The following is a 22,005-nucleotide window of genomic DNA, read 5'->3' as shown; positions in this document are numbered from 1 at the left end:
TTCTATGGTTAACCAACATTTCCCTTTAAAATTAGAAGTGACTATAAAAAAATGACTCAGATTCATAAAATAATCTGAGTCATAGTAAGTTCGTATCTATTAGACTAAACTTGATAAAACATGAACCCGAAGGATAATGCCTAATAGTCGAGAATCTTCGTCGACTACGGCTAGTGGGAACTTTGTCTCCAATGCTTTCGGAATAATATCTTGGATATATTCATCCTTTGATACTTTAAAGATATCATCTCGAAGCACATCAGTAAGTGTCTTCTTTTCCTTTATTCCATCTATGCAATCGTCAATCGTAACTATTCCTTGCAGTTGTCGATGCTTGTTTACCACGAATACACTCGATATACCATTCTTCTGCATTTCTTTTACCGCAACCTGTAACCCATCTTTTAAAGAAACCATTGCGCTTGACTTAATCATGACATGCTCTGCTTGTAATACTTTAGAGCGATCAATATCCTTTATAAATTCAGAGATATAGTCATTCGCTGGAGTCTCAATAATCTCTTCTGGTGTACCAATTTGCTCAACGACACCATCCTTCATGACCGCAACTCGATCTCCAAGTTTAAAAGCTTCATTGATATCATGTGTGATAAAGATAATTGTCTTTTGAAGCTTGTCCTGAAGCTCTAAAAGTTCGAGTTGCATCTCTCTACGGATGAGTGGGTCAAGTGCACTGAAAGGTTCATCCATCAATAGAATATCCGGATCATTTGCTAACGCACGCGCCAAGCCAACACGCTGCTGCATCCCACCAGAAAGTTCACCCGGGTATTTATCTTCATACCCTTTTAACCCTACATTTTCAATATTCTTCAAGGCAATGTCTCTACGTTCTTCTTTTGAGACATTTTTAATTTCAAGGCCATATTCAACATTTGCTAAAACCGTGCGGTGACTGAATAAGCCGAAGTGCTGGAATACCATTGCAATTTTTTCCTGCCTGAATTTTTTCAACTGGGAAGAATTGTAGCGAACAACATCTTCTCCATCTACATAGATCGAACCAGCTGTAGGTTTATTTAAAAGGTTAAAGCAGCGAATCAATGTAGATTTACCACTACCGGAAAGCCCCATAATGACAAAGATTTCACCTTTTTTGATGTCCATTGATGCGTTATAAACACCAACGGTATGATTTGTTTTTTCTAAAATTTCTTTTTTACTCATTCCTTTTTCGACCATTGGAATGATAGATTTTGGTTTCGAACCAAATATCTTCGAGACGTTTTCTATTTTAATTTTTGTTTCCATGATTAAGACCCCCTGTGTTTCTGGAAGGAATTCGCTACCCCTGATGTCACGCGGTCAATAATGATGGCTAGAAACACAATACTAATTCCCGCTTCAAATCCGAGTGCCATATCAATACGGTTAATCGCGATTAGAACCTGTTCACCTAATCCCTTTGCACCTACCATAGACGCAATAACAACCATTGCAAGTGCCATCATTGTAGTTTGGTTTACCCCCGCCATAATCGTTGGAAGTGCCTGTGGTAATTGGACCTTTGTGAGCATTTGCCATCTCGAAGAACCAAATGATTGAGCAGATTCAATGACATCTTCATCAACATTCCGTATTGCGAGCTCAGTTAATCGAATAACTGGTGGCAATGCATAAATTAACGTCGCAAATACAGCCGAAACATTTCCTAGACTGAAGAAGAAAATAGCCGGAATCAAATAAACAAAGCTTGGCATTGTTTGCATGGCATCTAGAATTGGTCTCATGATGATGGAGAACTTTTTACTAAACGCCATCCACACCCCAACTGGAATCCCGATGATCAGTGAAATGACGACGGAGGTTAAGACAATGGCTATCGTAATCATCAATACATCCCAAAGTCCAAACGTTCCTATTAAGAAGATAAAGAATGCATATAAAACACCGGAAAGAGCAGATTTAAAGCGCCATCCTAAAAGGAAAATAATAATTAAGAAGAGCCACCACGGAATGAAGCTAAGAAAACTATCAATTCCATTGATTGTTTGAGAGGAGATAAGATGTATGAAATCAAAAAACCCTTCGAATGTTGTATCGATCCACTTTATAAATTTTTCAACGTATTTACCTAGAAATTCCCATCGTATATCTGGAAAACTACCCATAAACTGGTTACATGATGTAACCATTCACCTCACTTTTTTTCGACAAAAATCTTTGAAAAATGTAGTAGTTGGCTGTTACCAACTACTACAAATCTATTACTCTAATGAACTTTTTACTTTCTCTGCAATATCTTCTGGAACCCATGTAGTCCAGATGTCTTCGTGCTGCTTCATCCACCAATCTGCAGCCTCTTCGGCTGAAGCATCATTCTCATTCATATAGTTAAGTGCTTCTTCGGTTAAGTCGTTACTCGTTTCGTAATTTTTTAGGAACTCCACAACCTCTGGTGCTTGTTCAGGCATGTCCTTATGAACAGCTACAACAACATCGTTCGGTGGGAATGCTGTACCAAAGTCTTCGTTCCATTGTTCTTCGTTATATTCTGGTTCTTCTAAAAGAGTTAGATCATATTTTGCAGTTACCCATGTTGGAGACCAATAGTATCCAACCCACCCTTCACCTTTTTCATATGCATCAACAAGCGTTGCTACTGCACTTGAATCTGAACCAGGGCTAATATAGCTAAATGTTTCACCTAATCCATATGTTTCGTATTTTGCTGTCATTGTTTCGTTAACTGCCCAACCAGTAGGAGCCCCTACAATACGTCCCTTGCTTGAATCCTCAGGGTCTGGGAAAACCTCAGGGTATTTTTTCAAGTCCTCAACCGTTTTTAAATCGGGAGCTAACGGCTCAATTCCTCTTTCTTCGTCCCCTTCAATGACATAAGTCGGAACATACAGACCCTGGCTATTATCATTAAAGTTTGTAGATACTTTTTCTATATCTCCAGCATCTGTCATTTCTTTATAAAGCTCTTTGACATTATCCGTCCATACTTCCATATAGACATTAATGTCACCTTGACGTAGACCTTCTAATGTTGCAGGTGTTGAACCCACAGTTACCTCTGTTTCATATCCGTATCCTTCTTCAAGGATTCTTTGCGCTATACTGTTATGGAAGCGAATACTATCCCAACCAGCATCAGCTAGCACAATTTTGTCTAATTTTTCTGGCTCTCCATCTCCTGAAGATCCTTCACTACTACAACCAACTAAGGCTAGTAATAAAACGGTTAGTAATGTAAATAACTTTCGTTTCATAAATAACTTCTCCCCTTTTAAAGTTTTAATCTATCAGTAAACCCACTAATTTACTGAGTTTATCTCAAAAATAACCCCATAATGAATATTCATTCATTTTCAAGTGTTAACATATTCCTCCATAAATTTCTAAAACAGCTTCCCTATTGAATTTTAAGGTTGATTAGAATAATAGATAGGTATAATTCATTATTCAGTCCGACGAAAAATGCAGAGGATTTGTACAGGCTACATTTCTCAGGACGTTTGAGGATATATCTTTTGAACTATTGTTCTTGGAGGAAATAAGCATTTTTTGTTTAACAGTCATTACTTTTAGGGTTACATTAAAAGTATAGAGGAATAATAAAATTCGGACAAACCTGATAATCTAGCATATCTCGTGATAAACTAGCATATTCCGCTCTTTCGAAAAATTTGAAGGGGAATAGTGGTTTATCCTTCCAAGTTCCTCCCATATACTCAAATATCCTCCGAATATGCTTCAATTTTCTGTTTTTTTATCAAAATACACTATATGTAGTATCCACATAGTACTTTTGCACCTTATTTAGGGAGCATAACTCGATACGTCCTAGCTTCCCTCTACACATGATTAATAATACGAAGAAAACCAGGTCTCGTTTTTCGAGAGCCTGGTTTTGGTTCTTCCTACTATTCGACTGACCTTTTTTTCTTCTGCAAGTACTTTTCATTGATCACGAGCACTTTTCCATCTTCAGCTGGTCTGTATTTTCGAAACTTAAATTTATTTTTTTCAAATATGAAATTTCCAATAGCATAAATTGGGAGGATGATGAACAAGTTAATAAGCATTTGTAGCAGCAAATTTAATTCATTTTCAAATATATAAATAGTAAACACGATATGAAACGCAAACGACACCATTAACACAATAAGCACATTACATATATGGAACGCGATCACGCTCGTTTTTTCGCGAAACATTCGCTCTAGTTCAGCTTTGAAAAAAAGCGAAATAAACACCGATATCCCTATCGCAATAAGGGTTACTACATATGTAAAAACTAATTGCATATCCCCTAATCCCTCGCCCTCATATCACTATACTTTCTAAGTACAAAAGATTGATTATATACCCACATTGTAACACATCCTATATGAAAGAGGTCCTTAACAATATGTGACTAACAACATATAAAACGGAGGAATTAAAGCATGGAAAATGAAAAAGCAGATCGATTACGGTCGCAACTTGACGAAGCCATACAACCGATTATCGAGCGTTTAGACCGTTTGGAAAAAATGCTAAAAGAGGTATTAAATAGTAAAGGATAACGGGGAATTGCGTTTTATTCTTCGAAATTGCGCATTATTTTTGATAATTGCGTGTTAATTCGTGGATTTGCGCCTTACTTCCGATAATTGCGCGCTATTTCGGGGAATTGCGTTTTAGCCGAATTATTGACTCTTTTTTGCAGCATCGCGCGTTAACCCGAACGGATAAACGAAAAACTATTTGCTTCACAAAAAAGCCTATAGTAGAAGAACAAATAAATGCTTCTACTATAGACTCACTAAAAATATTTCTGTAAAAAGTATTGCTATCTTTATTCGTTTTATTTTACACTTATAAACGCAGTTTTGGGTTGTCTTATATTCCTATTTTCAACTTACCAGGTTAGATCGCAGGATTAGACGCCCGAAACTTCAACTTCATTTTCTTCCTCTTCATTGGCTTGTGCTTTCACATAGTCGATTGACACAATCGTTTCATCATCTTCATGTTTGATTGTACAGTTACTATACTCTTTTTTAATATCTGCTACTCGAACGGAATGTCCGATTTCAAATTCAGTAATGTCAATTTCAATAAAGTCAGGGAGATCATTCACCTTAGCTGTTATCTCTAATTCATGAACAAATTGCCTTGCAACTCCACCGACTTTCTCTCCATTCGAAGTTCCCTTTAGAATGACACTTACTCTTGTATCAATTTCTGTATTCTGATTTACCTGAAGCAAATCTACATGAATGATTTCCTTAGTTACAGGGTTACTCTGGTAATCTCTTAAAATAACGTTTTTTGAAGTCCCATCAAGATTTAACGAGAAAATACCATTTCTACCAACAGTCTTGATTACATTTCTTAAATCAGTGTTGTTAATCAAGATTGATTCTGTGTGAATGGCCCTTCCATAAACAACTGCAGGGATTTTCCCTTCACTCCTCAATCTTTTCAAGACCGTTTTTTTAGTTTCTTTCCTTTTTTCTGCTACTAACATACTCATGTTATTTCCACCTTTCTGATAAGCTTTAAATCTTAGACATTAGTTTTTATATAAAAAATGGTCTAAGAAATATTAGAATTACTTATATTTCTAGTATACCTAATCCTGCATTTTATTTCATGTAATTGGCTTACTGATTTAAGCAGTGTAAATCACACTTACATTGTCCAACTATTAAAATCGAAATCGGAATACTTTATTCACAATCGGATACAGAAATTTAACCCCTTTTTTCGTAAGCATATCTCCTAAAACATGCGAAAAATATGCGATCGTTGAAATTAGAGCCAAACCGTCTACCTTCGTATTAACTTCCAATAGATGTGACATATACCACCAATAAATCAATGCCCAAATCGTATGCGTTGGCCCTCTGTGTGCAAACCACCCTGCTAAACCTATATATAAAGCAAACATAACCAACCACCAAAACTCATTTATAACTGCATAGTACAGTAAGAACAAACTTAAAATGCTCATTAGAATATTTTTCAAAGTTTCCTGACCTTTAAAGGAAAGTCCTATAATGACCGCTCCCCATCCAAAAAGCAGAAGACTGTTCTGCTGTTTAAACCATTTATTATCTAGGAAAGACAGGAAATTCAAATCTAAAAAGTATGCAATCAAGGCTAGGGCCATTAATGTACCACCTACAAAAACTCCACCCTTTTTTATTAGCTTAGCTGTCTTTGTTACACGCTTATTTAATAGATTATTCCCGTCTAGATCAGGAGCAAGGGAAGCGACACCTGACGCAACTAAAATCACAGGCATCATTTCAAGCGGTTGGCTAACAGACGCCACCGCTCCGATTCCTAACCCTATTGCTAAATGTGTTCGACCTTTCATGTTGTCACCTCTATGTTGTTAATTATCTTAATTTGTCAATAAAATGCTCATAATTTGTAGATATTTCCCGGGAATTTGGTGAATTTTGAAATATAGTGCTATTTATTGGGGAGATGTTTTTTTCTAATGTCTCTTGTCTCGCAATCTCATATATCGCCTGGCGATACGAATCAAAAAATAGCGGACAACTTCTTGCCTACTGAATACTATTATTGAGTCGCTGGAACCAGCAAATCCTTTTTTAACTGAAACGTATCGCTTATTGGATGCATCTCACTATGCACGTGAGTACCTTATATCGCCCAGCGATAAAAAAAAGAGTCCTTCAACCCTTTCAAGATTACTCTATTCAAGATGACTCATTTTCGAAATATCGAGAAGATTCCTCCCCATTTTTCTTTTGGTTTATGTATCGCTTCTTCTAAACGCTTATTAAAATCATTTTGGGAATACCATTCTTTTTTCTGTTCGTCCCGCATATTTTGTATTTCTTTTTGTAAAAGATCCGTTTTTTGTTTTTCTTGTTGTAGCAATGTTTCGTAATGGTTCTTTTGTTGTTCAGTTAGTTTTTCTATTTTAGCATTCGTTTTTTGCGCTGAATTTCCAATCGTAGAACTTATAATATGATGATCTTGCTGAAGTCGGGATACCTTTGTTTTAAGTTCTACCATATCGTTTGTCAGTTGAATATTCATTTCACGTGTGGCTGCAAGTTCATTTGCTAGAAACATTAAGGCCTCTTTTAATTGATTAGGATCTTGAGGTAGATTTTCATATGTATTGGTTACCGCAATCTTTGTTTCATTGGATTCTACTAATCTCTCTTTTTGTTGTTCCACAAGGTCTTTAGCTGTATCCTCTAGAGACTTGTCCGTATCGCGTAGCGCTATAAGCACTTCGATGTCAGAATGAACAAAAATACGCCGGTCGCCATCTTTTAAAAACTCATATCCATTCTGCTCTAAGATTTGGCCATACTTTCGGACAGTAGGTGTAGCAATCCCCACCTTTTCTGCCACTTCCTTAGAAGAGTATGCTTGTTCATTAGGTTGTATATCGCGTCTCATATCGCACCTCCTTTCTATTAAATATGAGGGTTTTTAAATTTATTTGCAAGTGTTATATCGCCCGGCGATACGAAACGAAAATGAGCTGTACAGCGCGATTCATAAAGACTCCTCTAATTATTAATCTTTTAACAGAAATTTATCCAATTCACGTACTTGATCATATGCTTTTAATAGATATTCAGGTACCAGTGTTCTCCCATATTGCCAAGCATTCTCTTCGATTTCTGCTAAAAGTTGTTCCTTCTCTTTTTCTTCGCCATAAATGAGAGTCTTTAAAACTTGTGTATTTTTTCTAAATTCTAAGTAATAACCAAGCTGACGATATAGAATAAGCTTTACAAAATTATCATCTGTTTCTTTAACTTTAAAATTAATTTTAGAGTTATATCCGTTAATTTGTAAGTAATTAAACTTTATCGTATTTGTTGTTACATTATAACTCATCGGTACTTTGAGTTTATCGCTGGATTCAACATTTATTTTCAGATTGAGTTCTAGTAACGTATCATTAATTATCTTCTCAATATGCCACATATATAGCATTTTCTTCACCATTCCTAAAAACAATTTAAACCAATCTATTGTGTATGACACTGCCTATTCCAAAGCAAATGTAAAATTATCACACTGATGGCATTTTTACATTATTATAAATTACATAATGTGACAAGAGTCATTTATCATGGGCACGATTTACTGACACTCTTCGATTATACTATATATCCTACTTTTGGAAATATTATAAGGGAGGTACTAATTAAGGAGGATAATTATGTTAGATGAAGCTCTTGTAGTCTTTGTGAGAGTTATTATTTCTTTTTTTACTCTTTTAATTTTCACTCGAATTCTCGGGAAACAAGAAGTAGGACAATTGACCTTTTTTGATTATGTTAACGGTATTACAATCGGTTCCATTGCAGCCTCATTAGCCACTGACTTATCATCAAAAGCTTGGGCACACTGGGTCGGCTTAGCCGGTTATGCTCTGTTTACTTTTCTATTACAATTTATAACTGTAAAAAATCGCTACATCGGAAGGGTGCTTGATGGGGAGCCCACTGTAGTAATCGAGGATGGAAAGATTTTAGAAAAGAATTTAGTAAAAATGCGAATTAAAATTAGCGAGTTAACAATGCTTCTTCGTGATCGAGGTGTTTTTGATATTACTCAGGTTGATTTAGCGATTTTTGAAATAAACGGAAAACTGTCGGTTCTACAAAAATCTGATTACCTTCCCGTAACTCCAAAGGATCTAAACATCCCCGTTACTCCAAGCGGTCTATCCACTGAGGTTATTCAGGATGGTATAGTCATTGATCAAAATTTATTACAGAGAAAAAAAGATCGGAATTGGTTATTGCAGCAATTACGATCAAAAGGAATAGAAGATGTTCAACAAGTTTTTTATGCAATAATTTTACCCAATGATGAAATATATATTGATTTATACGAAGACCATGTTAGTAAAAAATCAGATATTGGTGACTATGAGGGACCATTTTAATAACATTTGAGGTGAAGACAATGAAAAAATTATTATTATTTCTTATCCCTCTTCTTACATTAGTACTTTTTATTTTGATTATGAACAGTGGCTCTTTATTAAAAAAACCTCTAGGAAAAGACGACCGATTATATGAGACCGTACACCAGATAGAAGCTGACATTAAAGAAAAAAATTGGGATAAAGCTAGTAATAATATCAATTATGCTGAAACTGCATGGAAAAAGATTGTTCGGAGAATTCAATTTAGTGTAGAGAAAGAATATATATTCCAGATAAATGAGACCCTCGCGAGAATAAAAGGTGGCATAGAAGTGAAAGATGACAAAGCAATTATGGAAGAAATCTATTATTTTTATGAACTATGGGATAAGTTGGCAAAATAAAAATAAGGTCTAGTTTATTCCACTATTATTACACCAATGCATCGCCCATTAACGTAAGCAAAAGAAAGAGGCTTCTCACAAGTTTGATTAACTTATGAGAAGCCTCTTTTATATTTACCTTATGTTTGGCATTTCGCCTAAATACCCTTATATATCAAGGGGTTGAGCGGTTTATTACATCATGCCGCCCATTCCACCCATGCCACCCATGTCAGGCATTGCAGGAGCATCTTCTTTAATGTCAGCAATTACTGCTTCAGTTGTTAAGAACATAGCTGATACAGATGCTGCGTTTTGTAGTGCAGAACGAGTAACCTTAGTTGGGTCAACGATACCAGCGTCGATCATGTTTACCCACTCACCAGTTGCTGCGTTGAAGCCAATACCGATTTCTTCGTTTTTCAAGCGTTCAACAACTACAGATCCTTCAAGACCAGCGTTGTGAGCGATTTGACGAACTGGCTCTTCTAGAGCACGAAGTACGATGTTCACACCAGTTGCTTCGTCTCCAGCTAATTCGATAGTAGCTACTTTATTATATACGTTCACAAGTGCAGTACCACCACCTGAAACGATACCTTCTTCAACTGCTGCGCGAGTTGCGTTAAGAGCATCTTCAATACGAAGTTTGCGTTCTTTTAGTTCAGTTTCAGTAGCAGCACCCACTTTGATTACTGCAACTCCACCTGCTAATTTAGCTAGGCGCTCTTGTAATTTTTCTTTGTCAAATTCAGAAGTAGTTTCTTCCATTTGAACACGGATATTGTTAACGCGAGCTGCGATCTTGTCAGATTCGCCAGCACCTTCAACAATAGTTGTATTTTCTTTTGTTACTACAATCTTAGAAGCGCGACCTAATTGAGTGATGTCAGCAGATTTAAGGTCTAAACCTAAATCTTCAGTGATTACTTGACCACCAGTTAAGATAGCAATATCTTCTAGCATTGCTTTACGACGGTCACCGAATCCAGGAGCTTTAACAGCTACTGCATTGAATGTACCACGAAGCTTGTTCACAACTAGAGTTGCAAGTGCTTCACCTTCAACATCTTCAGCGATTAGTAATAATGGCTTACCTTGTTGAACTACTTGCTCTAATACTGGTAGGATTTCTTGAATGCTAGAAATCTTTTTATCAGTAATTAACACATATGGATTTTCAAGAACTGCTTCCATTTTGTCAGAATCAGTTACCATGTATGGAGATGCATATCCACGGTCAAATTGCATACCTTCTACTACTTCTAGTTCAGTAGAGAACCCTTTAGATTCTTCAATTGTAATAACACCGTCGTTACCAACGCGCTCCATTGCTTCAGCGATTAATTGGCCAACTTCACTGTCATCTGAAGAAATAGCAGCAACTTGTGCGATAGATTCTTTACCTTCAATTGGTTTTGAAATAGCTTTTAATTCTTCAACAGCTGTAGTTACAGCCTTTTCAATACCTCTGCGAACTACCATTGGGTTTGCACCAGCAGTAACGTTCTTTAAGCCTTCACGAATCATCGCTTGAGCAAGAACTGTTGCAGTAGTAGTACCGTCACCAGCTACATCGTTTGTTTTGCTAGCAACTTCAGCAACTAGTTTAGCACCCATGTTTTCGAATGCATCTTCTAATTCGATTTCTTTAGCGATTGTTACACCGTCATTTGTGATAAGAGGTGAACCGAATTTTTTCTCTAGAACCACGTTACGTCCTTTTGGTCCTAATGTTACTTTTACAGCGTTTGCTAATGCATCAACACCACGAAGCATAGCGCGACGAGCATCTTCACTAAATTTAATTTCTTTTGCCATTCTTAAGCCCTCCTCAAAAAATTAAGATTCTATGATATAAAATGCTGTTTTTCTATTAACCGATTACAGCTAAAATGTCGCTTTCGCGTAATACTAAGTATTCAGTACCTTCATATTTCACTTCAGTACCAGCATATTTTGAGAAGATAATGCGATCACCAACCGCAACCTCTAAAGCTACTCTTTCACCACTGTCTAATACACGACCTGTACCAACAGCAACTACTTTACCTTCTTGAGGCTTTTCCTTTGCAGAATCTGGTAATACAATTCCGCTTGCAGTTTTTTCCTCTGATTCAACTAGTTCAATAACAACGCGATCACCTAATGGCTTTAACAAGTGAAACAACCTCCTCAAATAATATAAATAATTAGTTTCGTCTTCTTATTAGCACTCGACCAACATGAGTGCTAACACAATTATTATATTAAATAATCTCTACCTATTTTGCAAGTCATTTGGTATAGAAATTTGCAAAAAAATTCTATTTTATTAAGCGAAACTTGGCCCACCTATCTATCCTATGTTAATGAAAGGAAAAATAAACCAACAATCTAATTTCTTTCAATGAAAATTTGGATTTGCATAATACTAATGGATATAAGTGAATATATGATACAATACAAAAAGTGGACAAAAGCATAAAAACTTGATATTTATTCCAACTACTAAAGGAGATTTTCATGAAAGCTCGTTATTGGTATGTCATATTAACTTACATTATCATGCAGTTCTCTGGAATTTTAGGTATCCCTCTTCTATTGCTATTAGGCATTGGAGATGGTTTAGACCCAAATACGATTATTGCCCTTTGGACTGTTGTTAGTTTTGTTGCGGCACTTCCGATCGTATTATTTTTATTAAGACAAGATATTAAGGAAAGACATCTAAGTCTTCATCGTTCTTCAAAAGGGGAAGCGATTGGATGGGCAATTGCAGGTATATTTATGGCAATGACTGCTCAGGTTATTGCAGCAAATATTGAGATTCATTTACTTGGAATTGAGGCTGGTTCCGAGAACACCCAAGAAATTATGGCCTTGGTAAAATCCTTGCCACTGCTTATAATCGTCGTTTCCATTATTGGGCCAATCCTTGAGGAAATTATCTTTCGCCAAATTATTTTTGGATCGTTATATAAAAAATTCAACTTTTTCATTTCTGCCTTGATTAGTTCGTTAATCTTTGCAGTAGTGCATATGGACTTTACGCATCTTCTGATTTATACAGCGATGGGCTTTACCTTTGCCTTCCTTTATGTACGAACAAAGCGGATTATCGTTCCAATCTTTGCACATGTTGCAATGAATACTTTTGTTGTAGTGGTTCAAACGATTTTTGCAGATGATATAGAAAGGATCATGAAGCAAGCCGAGAAGCTGCAACAGACATTTATTGGAGGCTTTTAATTTATGCGAAGAACTTCACCTTTTGTAATGGGCATCATTTACGCGCTAATGGGGACTCTGTTTACCTATATTGCGATTAATAGTGCGGCAGAGACCGTTTGGAACTTCTCTACGATTCTTCTAGCAATTGTCGCAACCTTCGACTTTGGTGTGGCAATCCGAATGTTTGTCCTGCACAGTAAAATAAAAAAAATCGCAAAAACAAAAAAATAACCTCACATCGGAGGTTATTTTTTTATGGAATTATCTCTACTCCATTGAATTTGCCGCTTCCATTTCCGCTTTTAATGCCTTCCTGTAGGCACTTTTTGATACGAGAATACTGATTTCATATAATCCGAACAACGGGACTGTAACCATTAAATGCGAGATTATTTCAGGAGGGGTGATTAAACCTCCGATGACTAATAGAATAAAATACGCGAACTTTCTTATTTTAGAAAGAAACATCGGTGTTACAATTCCCAATCTTGTTAAAAACATCACAATAACTGGTAATTGAAACAAAAAGCCAAACGGTAAAGTCAATTGCAACAGGAATTGAAAATATTCGTTTATCCCGATCACCTGATTGATATCAAGGCGCTCCGCTAACCTTGTCATAAAGTTCACTACAAATGGGAACAAAATAAAGTAGGAGAATGAAACTCCTATTAAAAAAAGGATTACCGAAAGCGGAATATAACTCAAGGTTACCTTTCTTTCCTTCTCATATAAGCCAGGACTGATGAAGGCCCAAAGCTGATAAAGGAGAAAAGGAGACGAGATAACAAGGGCAATGATAAAAGCAAATTGCATATAGATTTTAATTGGATCTGTCATACGGAAAGCATTCATTGTCAGCTCTTTTGCTTCGTCAGCATTTTGCAAATAAAGGATAACTGGCTCTGCGAGAAAAAAGCTGCCTAATGCAACAATGAAGAAGAAAACGACTATGTAGATCAGTCGTTTTCGTAACTCTCCAATATGATCATAGACGGACATTTCTTTTTCGTTCATGTGACTCATCCTATCATTACTTCACATCTTGAGTTTCATTCTTCTTAACATCATCGTCATCATCATCTGCTAAACCTTTTGTTGCGTTTTTAAACTCACGCAATGTATTACCTGCTGCTTTACCTAGTTGAGGTAACTTCTTCGGTCCAAAGATTAATAACGCTGCAAATACAATCAGTAAAATACTACCGAATCCAAGACTTCCCACTGTAAGTCACCTCCCTACAATTGTAAGATCTATTTTTATTCTTCATTTGAATCATTTGAATCATTTGAATAATGCTTTAAGAAATATACTAGAGCTTGTAGTTCTACAGCCAAATCAATGTGATGGACCCGAATATGTTCAGGTACATTGATTCTTGCTGGAGTAAAATTAAGAATACCCTTGATCCCTTTATTGACCAAGCGGTCTGTAATCGACTGAGCTGCCCCAACCGGCACCGTTAAAATGGCTACCGTTACATCATCAGGCAATTCTTTTTCAAGGTCATCAAGATGGCATACCTGTACTCCACCAATACTACTACCTACCTTATTATAATCCACATCAAACGCAAGCTCAATTTTTGTATTATTATTTTTGGAAAAATTGTAGTGTAAAAATGCTGTACCTAAATTCCCTACACCGATTAGAGTAACCTTCGTTAACTCGTCTTGATCTAAGGTTTTACTAAAAAAGGATAATAAATAATTGACATTATAGCCATATCCTTTTTTTCCCAATGCTCCGAAATAAGAAAAATCTCTCCGAATTGTGGCGGAATCTACCTTAACCGCATCACTTAATTCTGCAGATGAAACTCTCTGCTTTCCTGAGGCATGCAAATTTTTCAAAAATCGATAGTAAAGTGGCAGCCTTTTGGCAGTTGCTTGTGGTATTTTTGATTGTTCAAGATTCACCTTAATTCCTCCACTAACTTGGAACTAACTATAGCTCCCTTTTAAAATCTCCGTTCTTTCCACCCGTTTTTTCAGCCAAATAAGTTGGTCCAATGACCATTCCTTTATCAACCGCTTTACACATATCATACACAGTTAGCGCACAAACAGATGCAGCGGTAAGTGCTTCCATTTCCACACCTGTACTGCCCTTTGTTTTAACTGTAACCGTGATATGTAAGACATATTCATCTTGGGTCGTCCAGCTAAAACGTATATCAACACCTTTTAATGCCAATGGATGACACATCGGAATTAACTCCGACGTCTTTTTGGCTGCCATAATTCCCGCAACCTGAGAAACAGCAAGGACATCACCCTTACTAACCTCATTATTTATTATTTGCTCATAAATGATTTTATTTACAGTAATACTTGATTTTGCAATTGCTGTACGGACAGTATCTGACTTTTCCGTAATGTCGACCATCTTGGCGCGACCTTGCTCATTAAAATGGGTAAATGATGACATAAAACAAACCCTCCCATAAACTATACACTATTTTATCACATCTGTCTTTGATACATCTGTGAACAATATCATTGCAGTTGCTCTAATTAAGTAATATAAGATACACTGTTGATAGAAACAAGAGGTGAAATAACATGATTTTACTACAAGTAAATCAGCTCAAAAAGTATTTTGCTGCTGATCTTATTTTATCGAATATAAAATTAGAAGTACAAACTCGTGACCGTATTGCCATCGTTGGACGAAACGGTGCTGGAAAATCAACACTTTTAAAAATTATTGCCGGCCATATGTCACATGATGGCGGTGAAATTATCAAGCCAAAAAGCGTTACCATTGATTACCTCGCCCAAAATACAGGGCTTGAATCAAATCTCACCATCTGGGAGGAAATGCTAACTGTTTTTGCATCCTTACAGAAGCTTGAAAAAGATCTCAGAAACCTAGAGGTTAAAATGGGAGACCCGTCCCTCTTTGAAAATCCGGTTGATTACCAGAAATTACTCGAAGAATATGATCAGCTACAGGTTGATTTTAAGGAAAAGGGTGGCTATCAATACGAAGCTGATATTCGATCAATTCTACATGGTTTTAATTTTACAGAAGAAGACTACCAAACCAAAATATCCAGCTTAAGCGGTGGTCAGAAGACACGCCTTGCCCTTTGTAAACTATTACTAACCAAGCCTGATCTGTTAATCTTGGACGAGCCAACAAACCACCTTGATATTAGCACGCTTACGTGGCTTGAACAATATCTACAAGGATACCCTGGCGCACTGTTAATCGTATCCCATGACCGTTACTTTCTTGATAAAGTGGTCAACCAAGTTTATGAAATTTCTAGACACACAAGCACTAGATATGTCGGAAACTATAGCAACTATTTAAAACTCAAGGCTGAAAACTATGAGCTTGAGCTGAAAAAATATGAAAAACAACAGGAAGAAGTGGAAAAACTAAAAGATTTTATCGCTAAAAACCTGGTTCGAGCTTCAACCACCAAGCGTGCCCAAAGTAGACGAAAGCAGCTTGACAGAATGGAGCTAATTGACAGGCCATTAGGTGATGAAAAATCGGCTTCCTTTCGATTTGAAATCGAAAGACAAAGTGGAAATGATGTACTAAGTGCAAAAGATATCACCGTTTCGTATGAAAAAGGCAAACCGATTATTAAAAATATCAATTTCAATATTTACCGTGAAGATAGCATCGCATTAGTGGGTCCAAACGGAATCGGAAAATCAACCTTATTAAAAGCAATTATTGAAAAACTCGACAACGTGGATGGAACATTTCGCTTTGGTTCACATGTGACCATCGGTTACTATGACCAACAACAAGCGGACCTCACCTCGAACAAACGAGTATTAAATGAATTATGGGATGAATACCCTCTAAAATCTGAAAAAGAAATCCGTACGGTTCTCGGGAACTTTCTTTTTTCAGGGGATGATGTGCTAAAAACCGTTTCAACCTTAAGTGGTGGCGAGAAAGCAAGACTTGCCCTATCAAAGCTAATGATGGAGAAATCAAATTTTCTCATTCTTGACGAGCCTACCAACCACTTAGACCTTGATAGCAAGGAAGTACTTGAAAATGCTTTAATCGATTATCCCGGGACGATTCTTTTTGTTTCCCATGACCGATATTTTATCAACCGCATTGCAACAAAAGTGTTTGAGTTATCCAGTGAAGGACTTACGGAATATCTAGGTGATTATGATTACCACCTTGAAAAGAAGTTTGAAATGGAGGAACTCGCAAGACTTGAAGCTCAAGAGTCAAAGAACGTCAAACGTGAAGTGGTCCAAGAAAAAACATCCTATGAACAAGAAAAACAATTAAAGAAGCTTGAGCGTCAACGAAAACGCAGAATAGAAGAAATTGAGTTGGAAATTTCCACTATAGAAGAGAAAATTGAAGAAAATGAACAGCTTCTCTGTGATCCAGAAGTCTATCAAAATCATGAGGAAGTTCAACGAATTAATGAAGAAAACGAAAAATCCTCAGCAAAACTTGAAGCTCTTATGGAAGAATGGGAGTCTCTCCACGAAGTTAGTGGATAACTATCATCCTAGAACTATACACCTATTAACAAAATAAAGATATCCCCATCTCTAATACTAAGAATGGGGACTTTTTTTGATCATTTACTGCAAAAAAATATAGTTATACACTATGTTATCCACGTTATCCACATTATCCACACTTATCAACAGACTTATCCACATAAAATGTCCACAAATGCACATTAGTTATTTCAGTACTTCTTACTAGTTTTCCACAAAAGCTGTGTTTTTGTGGATTATTTATCAACAAAAAAAGCCCTCTTTTATAAAAGAGGACTTTTTTACTATCTTTCAATGTCTAACCCAGGATTTGCATTCAATGCGTAAGATGAACGCTTCCCATTTTCGTATAACACACTACCAACTGCAGCAATCATTGCAGCGTTATCTGTACATAATGAAAGTGGAGGAATAATGAGTTTAACCTCTGGCATGTCTGAAAATGCATGTTCTAAAGCTGCACGAAGCCCTTTATTTGCTGCAACTCCACCTGCTAGTAATACCTGTTTAACCTTATATTCATTAGTCGCCTTCACTGTTTTTGTGACTAAGACATCGATGACACTTTCCTGAAAACTTGCTGCTAGGTTCTTCGGTTCAATGGTTTCCCCACGTTGCTCTGCATTATGAAGTGTGTTAATAACAGCTGATTTTAAACCACTAAAACTAAAATCGTAAGAATCCTCTTCTAGCCAAGCTCTCGGTAAATCAATCGTTGCTGTTCCCTCATGTGCAAGTCGATCAATGTGAGGCCCACCTGGGTATGGAAGGTTAAGAGTTCTAGCCACCTTGTCATACGCTTCACCAGCAGCATCATCCCTTGTTTCCCCAATCACTTTAAAAGAAGCATGCTCCTCCATGTAGACAAGCTCTGTATGGCCGCCAGAAACAACCAAAGCCAACAATGGAAACTCAAGCTCCTCAACCAATCGATTTGCATAAATATGACCTGCAATATGGTGGACTCCTAATAGAGGAATATCGTGGGCAAAAGCTACCGCTTTTGCAGCGTTGACACCTATTAACAATGCTCCTACTAAGCCAGGGCCCTCTGTCACTGCAATACCATCTATATCCTCAAAACTCTTATCGGCCTGCTTTAAAGCTTCTTCAATTACCAGTGTAATAGCTTCAACATGATGCCTTGATGCGATCTCTGGAACGACTCCGCCGAAGCGTTTATGACTTTCGATTTGAGATGCTACAACATTTGATAGAATTTCTCTTCCGTTTTGTACAATTGAAACAGCCGTCTCATCACAGCTCGTTTCAATCCCCATGATTATTTGGTTATCACTCATTTAAATTCACCCACATAACTAACGCGTCTTCATTATTGTCTGTATAGTAATTTTTTCGGATTCCACCAGGCTTAAATCCTAATTTTTTATAAAGGTTTTGAGCAACATGATTAGATACCCTTACCTCAAGCGTCATCGTAGCAGCCTGGTGCTGCATCGCTAAAAGCTTCGCCTGCATAAGTAAAGCTTCCCCTAGCTTTTTCCCTCTGTATTCAGGAAGAACCGCAATATTGGTTATATGGGCCTCATCCAAAATAAGCCACATTCCACAATATCCAATCACTTGATCGTTATCAGTCATGACAATATATTTGGCAAACTGATTATGAACAAGCTCATTATAAAATGCTTCCCTCTTCCAAGGTACTGTAAATGCTGAAGTCTCAACCTTCATCACACCATCAATATCGTCCACCGTCATGAAACGAAACAAAATTTGTTGTTTGATGATCTCTTCCATTCTTACCCCTGCCTCTTCCCTAACCAATTCGCCTCCGCCTCTGCCAAACGTATGTAATTTGGCACAAATGTATGAACATCTACAGGCGCTTTCTCCATCCCTAAAACGGCCAACTCACTTGGTCTCGGATTCCAATCTGTATATGGTGCAACATATGCGAATTGTTCTAAATCTGTTTCTATTTGTTCCTTGTGGATGACTAGATCATTACCGATAAAAAGAACCGGTGTCTCCCTCTTTCTAAGCTCTTCTAGCCAATCTGCTAATAAAATAATTTTATCTTCTTCAACACAGGTTAGCCTTTTTCCTTCATATTGATAAAGCCCTGTATAAACTTGTCCACGCCTTGCATCAAACAATGGCGAAATAAATCCATTAAAATGCCGGCCATTGGCCGCCACGACTTCTAAACTTGAAACTCCCACTAAAGGAATCTGCAATGACCATGCCAGTGTTTTCGCAATTGTTACTCCGATTCTTACACCTGTATAAGAACCAGGGCCCATCGCGACAACGATTTTTTCAAGCTCCTTTGGCTTAATCCCACATTCCTTCATTAACTGCTCAATTGTAGGCATCACGCGGACAGAATGGTTTTTGGGTAGATTTGTAATCACCTCACCAATTACCTTCTCCTCATCCACAATCGCAACTCCCAATACATAATTGGATGTATCTATAGCTAACACTTTCATTCGCTAAATATCTCCTCACATAAATGTTGATACCGTTCCCCTAGTGGTATCACCGTAATCTTACGTTTCGTATCCCCTTGGTGTTCAATCTTAATGGTGAGACGGTCTTTAGGTAATCGGTCTTCGATCAGATGTGCCCATTCAACAACAGTCACACCGTCACCATCAAAATATTCATCAAAACCAAGGTCCTCATCACTGTGCTCCAAACGATACACATCCATATGATACAACGGGATTCTCCCTTGGTATTCCTTTATTATCGTAAAGGTTGGACTGTTCACCGTTCTTGTAACGCCAAGTCCTTTTGCCAAACCTTTGGTAAACGTCGTTTTTCCTGCCCCTAAATCACCCTCAAGAGTTAACACATCACCAGGTCCAAGCTTTTCGGCCAAGCGATATGAAAAACTCCCCGTTTCATCAGGTGTATTCGTAACAAACTCAAATTTATCCATATATTCCACCTTATTTAGTAAAGTGATTATACCCCTTCATCTCAAGCTTATGAAGTTCCCCGCCTCGATTCAAAAATACAGCAGGACCACCTTCCGAGACAGTCCCAATTTTTGAAAGGGCATAACCATGTTTTTTTGCCTTTTTCTCTAGTATATCCCAATCTGATGGAGCCATAGTTCCGATCAATTCAAAGTCCTCTCCACCATATAACGCAAACTCAAGTGCACGGTCTTTATATTGATCTAAAATGGCTTCACTGAATGGAATCTTATCTTCATCTATTAGTAAAGTGACACCACTAGCTTTTGCAATCTCATTCGTTTCACTTGCTAAACCATCACTAATATCGTTCAACGAAACTCTATGGAAAGTTGATAATAATCTCCCAATTTCCACTCCCGGTTTCGGATACTGATGTTTCTGGATAAGTGTTTTCTCTGGCTCAGAAAAAGAATGGTCCTTACCATTATGTAATAATAAATTCAAACCAGCAGCAGAATCTCCAACCGTTCCCGTTACAAAAACAATATCTCCTGGCTTTGCATGGCTTCGTAATAGATGGGTACCTTTCTCAACCTCACCTAGAACAGTCACCGTAATAACTAACGTTTCAACAATCGAAACCGTATCGCCACCAATTAAATCCATATCGTACCTATCTGCTAGCATTGCCATACCTTCATAAATCGATAACAAATCTGTTTCATTCCAATCCCTTGGAATTGCAATCGATACTAAATAGTAGGTAGGGATTCCACCCATCGCTGCAATATCACTAATATTAACAGCCAATGCCTTATACCCCACTTGAAAAGGATCCATTGTTTGAGAAGTAAAATGAACACCCTCTACCATCGTATCCATGCAAATGATTTGTTCCATACCTGATGTTGGACGAAACAGCGCAGCATCATCACCTATACCGGCAATTAGTCCGGATTGGGCAACACGCTTTGGTTTAATTTGGTCAATAAAGTCAAACTCGTCCTGCAAAGCCATTAACGTCACTCCTATTAAGTAGAAAGAAACTATAAAATACAAAAGTAGTACAAAAAGCCTTAGGACAACTCCTAAGGACCTTAGTACATCATTATAAGTTTACCGTATTTCAACAAAATCAGCAAAAAAAGAAAAAAATAATTGGTTGTTAAGGAAGATAGGTGAGGGATGGTTACATTGAGGTTGGTCGTTCATAATACTGATGAAGGACTTTGCTTTGGCGTTCTTGATACGTTCGGTTCTTCATCTCTCATGAAGAGGACTTCGATATTATTCTTTGCTGGTTTCCCTTTCATAACCCTCATGATGAGGATTTCAATCGTTTTCTTTGTTCGTTTTCCCCTTCATAACCCTCATGATGAGGATTTCAATCGTTTTCTTTGTTCGTTTTCCCTTTCATAACTCTCATGAAGAGGATTTCAATCGTTTTCTTTGCTTGTTTTCCCTTTCATAACCTTGATGAAGAGGATTTCAATAGTATTTTTTTGTCGTTTTCCTCTTCATAGCTTCCGATAAATGCGTTATGTAAAACTTTTGCTAGCAAATCTATATTATTTGTTTAGGTTTTCCTTTGTAAGTTTTTATCAAACATGGATAATGTAAAAGATATTCACCCCATAAATAGAAAAAAACCACAGCATTACTAACTGTAGTTAATCCAAAAACATTAAATTTCCGCATAAAAAAAACGAAACTACTAAGTTTCGTGTGTATGTATAAATGGCGGTCCCGACCGGGATCGAACCGGCGATCTCCTGCGTGACAGGCAGGCATGTTAACCGCTACACCACGGGACCATTTGGTTGCGGGGGCAGGATTTGAACCTACGACCTTCGGGTTATGAGCCCGACGAGCTACCAGACTGCTCCACCCCGCGATAATAGAAAATATATAGTTTTTGTTATGCGCTTAGTTAGCTGTTGACTGTCCCTTCCTCTGCAAGCTAATTCAAGAAGCTTAATCCGTCGGGACAACTCGCAGTAACTTCGATGATGCAACGCTCGTTGCTCCACCCCGCGATAATAATATATAAGCCTAGCGACGTCCTACTCTCACAGGGACAAAGTCCCAACTACCATCGGCGCTGAAGAGCTTAACT

24 protein-coding genes and 2 tRNA genes are annotated in these 22,005 nt (G+C 37.3%); 5 read left to right on the top strand and 21 right to left on the bottom strand.

Features of this window, described 5'->3' with window-relative positions:
• Nucleotides 1–99: 99 nt before the first annotated feature.
• The 8 genes from ACFSFW_RS19130 to ACFSFW_RS19095 form a co-directional block, all read right to left on the bottom strand.
• Nucleotides 100–1,272 carry a quaternary amine ABC transporter ATP-binding protein gene (locus ACFSFW_RS19130; protein ID WP_304219683.1) on the bottom strand — a complete coding sequence of 391 codons (1,173 nt, stop codon included), beginning with the start codon at nucleotides 1,270–1,272 and terminating at the stop codon, nucleotides 100–102.
• Nucleotides 1,273–1,274: 2 nt separating this feature from the next.
• Nucleotides 1,275–2,132, bottom strand: a complete 858-nt coding sequence (locus ACFSFW_RS19125; protein ID WP_304219770.1) for an ABC transporter permease — start codon at nucleotides 2,130–2,132, stop codon at nucleotides 1,275–1,277.
• A gap of 96 nt (nucleotides 2,133–2,228) precedes the next feature.
• On the bottom strand, nucleotides 2,229–3,239 hold the full coding sequence (locus ACFSFW_RS19120; RefSeq protein ID WP_388040586.1) for an ABC transporter substrate-binding protein: 1,011 nt from the start codon (nucleotides 3,237–3,239) through the stop codon (nucleotides 2,229–2,231).
• A gap of 654 nt (nucleotides 3,240–3,893) precedes the next feature.
• Nucleotides 3,894–4,277, bottom strand: coding sequence for a hypothetical protein (locus ACFSFW_RS19115; protein ID WP_388040584.1), 384 nt, complete (start codon nucleotides 4,275–4,277; stop codon nucleotides 3,894–3,896).
• Between the two features lie 617 nt (nucleotides 4,278–4,894).
• Entirely contained in the window at nucleotides 4,895–5,491 is a 597-nt protein-coding gene (locus ACFSFW_RS19110; protein WP_388040582.1) for a 50S ribosomal protein L25, read from the bottom strand.
• 174 nt (nucleotides 5,492–5,665) lie between these two features.
• Nucleotides 5,666–6,340 carry a metal-dependent hydrolase gene (locus ACFSFW_RS19105; protein WP_388040580.1) on the bottom strand — a complete coding sequence of 225 codons (675 nt, stop codon included), beginning with the start codon at nucleotides 6,338–6,340 and terminating at the stop codon, nucleotides 5,666–5,668.
• 359 nt (nucleotides 6,341–6,699) lie between these two features.
• Nucleotides 6,700–7,407 carry a hypothetical protein gene (locus ACFSFW_RS19100; protein ID WP_388040578.1) on the bottom strand — a complete coding sequence of 236 codons (708 nt, stop codon included), beginning with the start codon at nucleotides 7,405–7,407 and terminating at the stop codon, nucleotides 6,700–6,702.
• A 120-nt stretch (nucleotides 7,408–7,527) separates the two neighbouring features.
• Nucleotides 7,528–7,977 (bottom strand): hypothetical protein, encoded by a 450-nt coding sequence (locus ACFSFW_RS19095; RefSeq protein ID WP_388040576.1) that lies wholly within the window; start codon nucleotides 7,975–7,977, stop codon nucleotides 7,528–7,530.
• Nucleotides 7,978–8,182: 205 nt separating this feature from the next.
• On the opposite strand from ACFSFW_RS19095, the gene ACFSFW_RS19090 reads away from it, so the two are divergent.
• Together ACFSFW_RS19090 and ACFSFW_RS19085 are read left to right on the top strand one after the other, a co-directional pair.
• Nucleotides 8,183–8,914 carry a YetF domain-containing protein gene (locus ACFSFW_RS19090; protein WP_388040575.1) on the top strand — a complete coding sequence of 244 codons (732 nt, stop codon included), beginning with the start codon at nucleotides 8,183–8,185 and terminating at the stop codon, nucleotides 8,912–8,914.
• A 20-nt stretch (nucleotides 8,915–8,934) separates the two neighbouring features.
• Nucleotides 8,935–9,300, top strand: coding sequence for a DUF4363 family protein (locus ACFSFW_RS19085; RefSeq protein WP_388040573.1), 366 nt, complete (start codon nucleotides 8,935–8,937; stop codon nucleotides 9,298–9,300).
• A gap of 174 nt (nucleotides 9,301–9,474) precedes the next feature.
• Here ACFSFW_RS19085 and groL read toward each other — a convergent pair whose 3' ends face one another.
• Nucleotides 9,475–11,100 carry a chaperonin GroEL gene (gene groL / locus ACFSFW_RS19080; protein ID WP_388040571.1) on the bottom strand — a complete coding sequence of 542 codons (1,626 nt, stop codon included), beginning with the start codon at nucleotides 11,098–11,100 and terminating at the stop codon, nucleotides 9,475–9,477.
• A gap of 55 nt (nucleotides 11,101–11,155) precedes the next feature.
• A complete protein-coding gene (gene groES, locus ACFSFW_RS19075; RefSeq protein ID WP_099355430.1) occupies nucleotides 11,156–11,440 on the bottom strand; it encodes a co-chaperone GroES in 285 nt (94 codons plus the stop codon).
• Between the two features lie 344 nt (nucleotides 11,441–11,784).
• On the opposite strand from groES, the gene ACFSFW_RS19070 reads away from it, so the two are divergent.
• Both ACFSFW_RS19070 and ACFSFW_RS19065 read left to right on the top strand, forming a co-directional pair.
• The gene (locus ACFSFW_RS19070) at nucleotides 11,785–12,510 is read left to right on the top strand and encodes a CPBP family intramembrane glutamic endopeptidase (protein WP_099355429.1); all 726 of its coding nucleotides are present in this window, start codon (nucleotides 11,785–11,787) and stop codon (nucleotides 12,508–12,510) included.
• A 3-nt stretch (nucleotides 12,511–12,513) separates the two neighbouring features.
• Nucleotides 12,514–12,723, top strand: a complete 210-nt coding sequence (locus ACFSFW_RS19065; protein ID WP_388040569.1) for a YdiK family protein — start codon at nucleotides 12,514–12,516, stop codon at nucleotides 12,721–12,723.
• Between the two features lie 36 nt (nucleotides 12,724–12,759).
• Here ACFSFW_RS19065 and tatC read toward each other — a convergent pair whose 3' ends face one another.
• Genes tatC through moaC form a run of 4 tightly spaced genes read right to left on the bottom strand, consistent with a single transcriptional unit; the run spans nucleotide 12,760 to nucleotide 14,923 of the window.
• A complete protein-coding gene (gene tatC, locus ACFSFW_RS19060; RefSeq protein ID WP_304219763.1) occupies nucleotides 12,760–13,509 on the bottom strand; it encodes a twin-arginine translocase subunit TatC in 750 nt (249 codons plus the stop codon).
• A 16-nt stretch (nucleotides 13,510–13,525) separates the two neighbouring features.
• A complete protein-coding gene (locus tag ACFSFW_RS19055; protein ID WP_010285546.1) occupies nucleotides 13,526–13,717 on the bottom strand; it encodes a twin-arginine translocase TatA/TatE family subunit in 192 nt (63 codons plus the stop codon).
• A 35-nt stretch (nucleotides 13,718–13,752) separates the two neighbouring features.
• Entirely contained in the window at nucleotides 13,753–14,412 is a 660-nt protein-coding gene (locus tag ACFSFW_RS19050; protein ID WP_099363764.1) for a redox-sensing transcriptional repressor Rex, read from the bottom strand.
• Between the two features lie 28 nt (nucleotides 14,413–14,440).
• The gene (gene moaC / locus ACFSFW_RS19045) at nucleotides 14,441–14,923 is read right to left on the bottom strand and encodes a cyclic pyranopterin monophosphate synthase MoaC (RefSeq protein ID WP_099363763.1); all 483 of its coding nucleotides are present in this window, start codon (nucleotides 14,921–14,923) and stop codon (nucleotides 14,441–14,443) included.
• Nucleotides 14,924–15,057: 134 nt separating this feature from the next.
• On the opposite strand from moaC, the gene ACFSFW_RS19040 reads away from it, so the two are divergent.
• On the top strand, nucleotides 15,058–16,992 hold the full coding sequence (locus ACFSFW_RS19040) for an ABC-F family ATP-binding cassette domain-containing protein (protein WP_388040566.1): 1,935 nt from the start codon (nucleotides 15,058–15,060) through the stop codon (nucleotides 16,990–16,992).
• A 287-nt stretch (nucleotides 16,993–17,279) separates the two neighbouring features.
• Here ACFSFW_RS19040 and tsaD read toward each other — a convergent pair whose 3' ends face one another.
• The 7 genes from tsaD to ACFSFW_RS19005 form a co-directional block, all read right to left on the bottom strand.
• Entirely contained in the window at nucleotides 17,280–18,296 is a 1,017-nt protein-coding gene (gene tsaD / locus ACFSFW_RS19035) for a tRNA (adenosine(37)-N6)-threonylcarbamoyltransferase complex transferase subunit TsaD (RefSeq protein WP_304219765.1), read from the bottom strand.
• On the bottom strand, nucleotides 18,289–18,756 hold the full coding sequence (rimI, locus tag ACFSFW_RS19030) for a ribosomal protein S18-alanine N-acetyltransferase (RefSeq protein WP_388040595.1): 468 nt from the start codon (nucleotides 18,754–18,756) through the stop codon (nucleotides 18,289–18,291). The genes tsaD and rimI overlap by 8 nt, the downstream gene beginning before the upstream one ends.
• Nucleotides 18,757–18,758: 2 nt before the next feature.
• A complete protein-coding gene (tsaB, locus tag ACFSFW_RS19025; protein ID WP_388040564.1) occupies nucleotides 18,759–19,451 on the bottom strand; it encodes a tRNA (adenosine(37)-N6)-threonylcarbamoyltransferase complex dimerization subunit type 1 TsaB in 693 nt (230 codons plus the stop codon).
• Nucleotides 19,448–19,906, bottom strand: a complete 459-nt coding sequence (gene tsaE, locus ACFSFW_RS19020) for a tRNA (adenosine(37)-N6)-threonylcarbamoyltransferase complex ATPase subunit type 1 TsaE (RefSeq protein ID WP_388040562.1) — start codon at nucleotides 19,904–19,906, stop codon at nucleotides 19,448–19,450. Before tsaE ends, tsaB begins: the two co-directional genes overlap by 4 nt.
• A 10-nt stretch (nucleotides 19,907–19,916) precedes the next feature.
• Nucleotides 19,917–20,906 (bottom strand): thiamine-phosphate kinase, encoded by a 990-nt coding sequence (gene thiL, locus ACFSFW_RS19015; protein WP_388040560.1) that lies wholly within the window; start codon nucleotides 20,904–20,906, stop codon nucleotides 19,917–19,919.
• 721 nt (nucleotides 20,907–21,627) lie between these two features.
• Nucleotides 21,628–21,703 (bottom strand) — tRNA-Asp (locus tag ACFSFW_RS19010).
• A 3-nt stretch (nucleotides 21,704–21,706) separates the two neighbouring features.
• Nucleotides 21,707–21,783: transfer RNA gene (locus ACFSFW_RS19005), tRNA-Met, on the bottom strand.
• Nucleotides 21,784–22,005: the final 222 nt, after the last annotated feature.

The sequence above is a fragment of the Ferdinandcohnia salidurans genome, from assembly GCF_042680725.1.
GTDB lineage: Bacteria > Bacillota > Bacilli > Bacillales > Bacillaceae_L > Ferdinandcohnia > Ferdinandcohnia salidurans.
The sequence above is the reverse complement of the archived record's forward strand: the minus strand, read 5'-3'. Positions and strand labels throughout refer to the sequence as shown.

Coding starts and splice junctions, on each gene's coding strand:
- ACFSFW_RS19085 (WP_388040573.1), top strand. CDS start 8,935: ATGAAAAAATTATTATTATTTCTTATCCCTCTTCTTACATTAGTACTT.
- groL (WP_388040571.1), bottom strand. CDS start 11,100: ATGGCAAAAGAAATTAAATTTAGTGAAGATGCTCGTCGCGCTATGCTT.
- ACFSFW_RS19115 (WP_388040584.1), bottom strand. CDS start 4,277: ATGCAATTAGTTTTTACATATGTAGTAACCCTTATTGCGATAGGGATA.
- rimI (WP_388040595.1), bottom strand. CDS start 18,756: ATGGAAGAGATCATCAAACAACAAATTTTGTTTCGTTTCATGACGGTG.
- moaC (WP_099363763.1), bottom strand. CDS start 14,923: ATGTCATCATTTACCCATTTTAATGAGCAAGGTCGCGCCAAGATGGTC.
- tatC (WP_304219763.1), bottom strand. CDS start 13,509: ATGAACGAAAAAGAAATGTCCGTCTATGATCATATTGGAGAGTTACGA.
- ACFSFW_RS19110 (WP_388040582.1), bottom strand. CDS start 5,491: ATGAGTATGTTAGTAGCAGAAAAAAGGAAAGAAACTAAAAAAACGGTC.
- tsaE (WP_388040562.1), bottom strand. CDS start 19,906: ATGGATAAATTTGAGTTTGTTACGAATACACCTGATGAAACGGGGAGT.
- ACFSFW_RS19125 (WP_304219770.1), bottom strand. CDS start 2,132: ATGGGTAGTTTTCCAGATATACGATGGGAATTTCTAGGTAAATACGTT.
- ACFSFW_RS19105 (WP_388040580.1), bottom strand. CDS start 6,340: ATGAAAGGTCGAACACATTTAGCAATAGGGTTAGGAATCGGAGCGGTG.
- ACFSFW_RS19040 (WP_388040566.1), top strand. CDS start 15,058: ATGATTTTACTACAAGTAAATCAGCTCAAAAAGTATTTTGCTGCTGAT.
- ACFSFW_RS19100 (WP_388040578.1), bottom strand. CDS start 7,407: ATGAGACGCGATATACAACCTAATGAACAAGCATACTCTTCTAAGGAA.
- ACFSFW_RS19090 (WP_388040575.1), top strand. CDS start 8,183: ATGTTAGATGAAGCTCTTGTAGTCTTTGTGAGAGTTATTATTTCTTTT.
- tsaD (WP_304219765.1), bottom strand. CDS start 18,296: ATGAGTGATAACCAAATAATCATGGGGATTGAAACGAGCTGTGATGAG.
- thiL (WP_388040560.1), bottom strand. CDS start 20,906: ATGGCTTTGCAGGACGAGTTTGACTTTATTGACCAAATTAAACCAAAG.
- ACFSFW_RS19065 (WP_388040569.1), top strand. CDS start 12,514: ATGCGAAGAACTTCACCTTTTGTAATGGGCATCATTTACGCGCTAATG.
- ACFSFW_RS19130 (WP_304219683.1), bottom strand. CDS start 1,272: ATGGAAACAAAAATTAAAATAGAAAACGTCTCGAAGATATTTGGTTCG.
- ACFSFW_RS19120 (WP_388040586.1), bottom strand. CDS start 3,239: ATGAAACGAAAGTTATTTACATTACTAACCGTTTTATTACTAGCCTTA.
- ACFSFW_RS19070 (WP_099355429.1), top strand. CDS start 11,785: ATGAAAGCTCGTTATTGGTATGTCATATTAACTTACATTATCATGCAG.
- tsaB (WP_388040564.1), bottom strand. CDS start 19,451: ATGAAAGTGTTAGCTATAGATACATCCAATTATGTATTGGGAGTTGCG.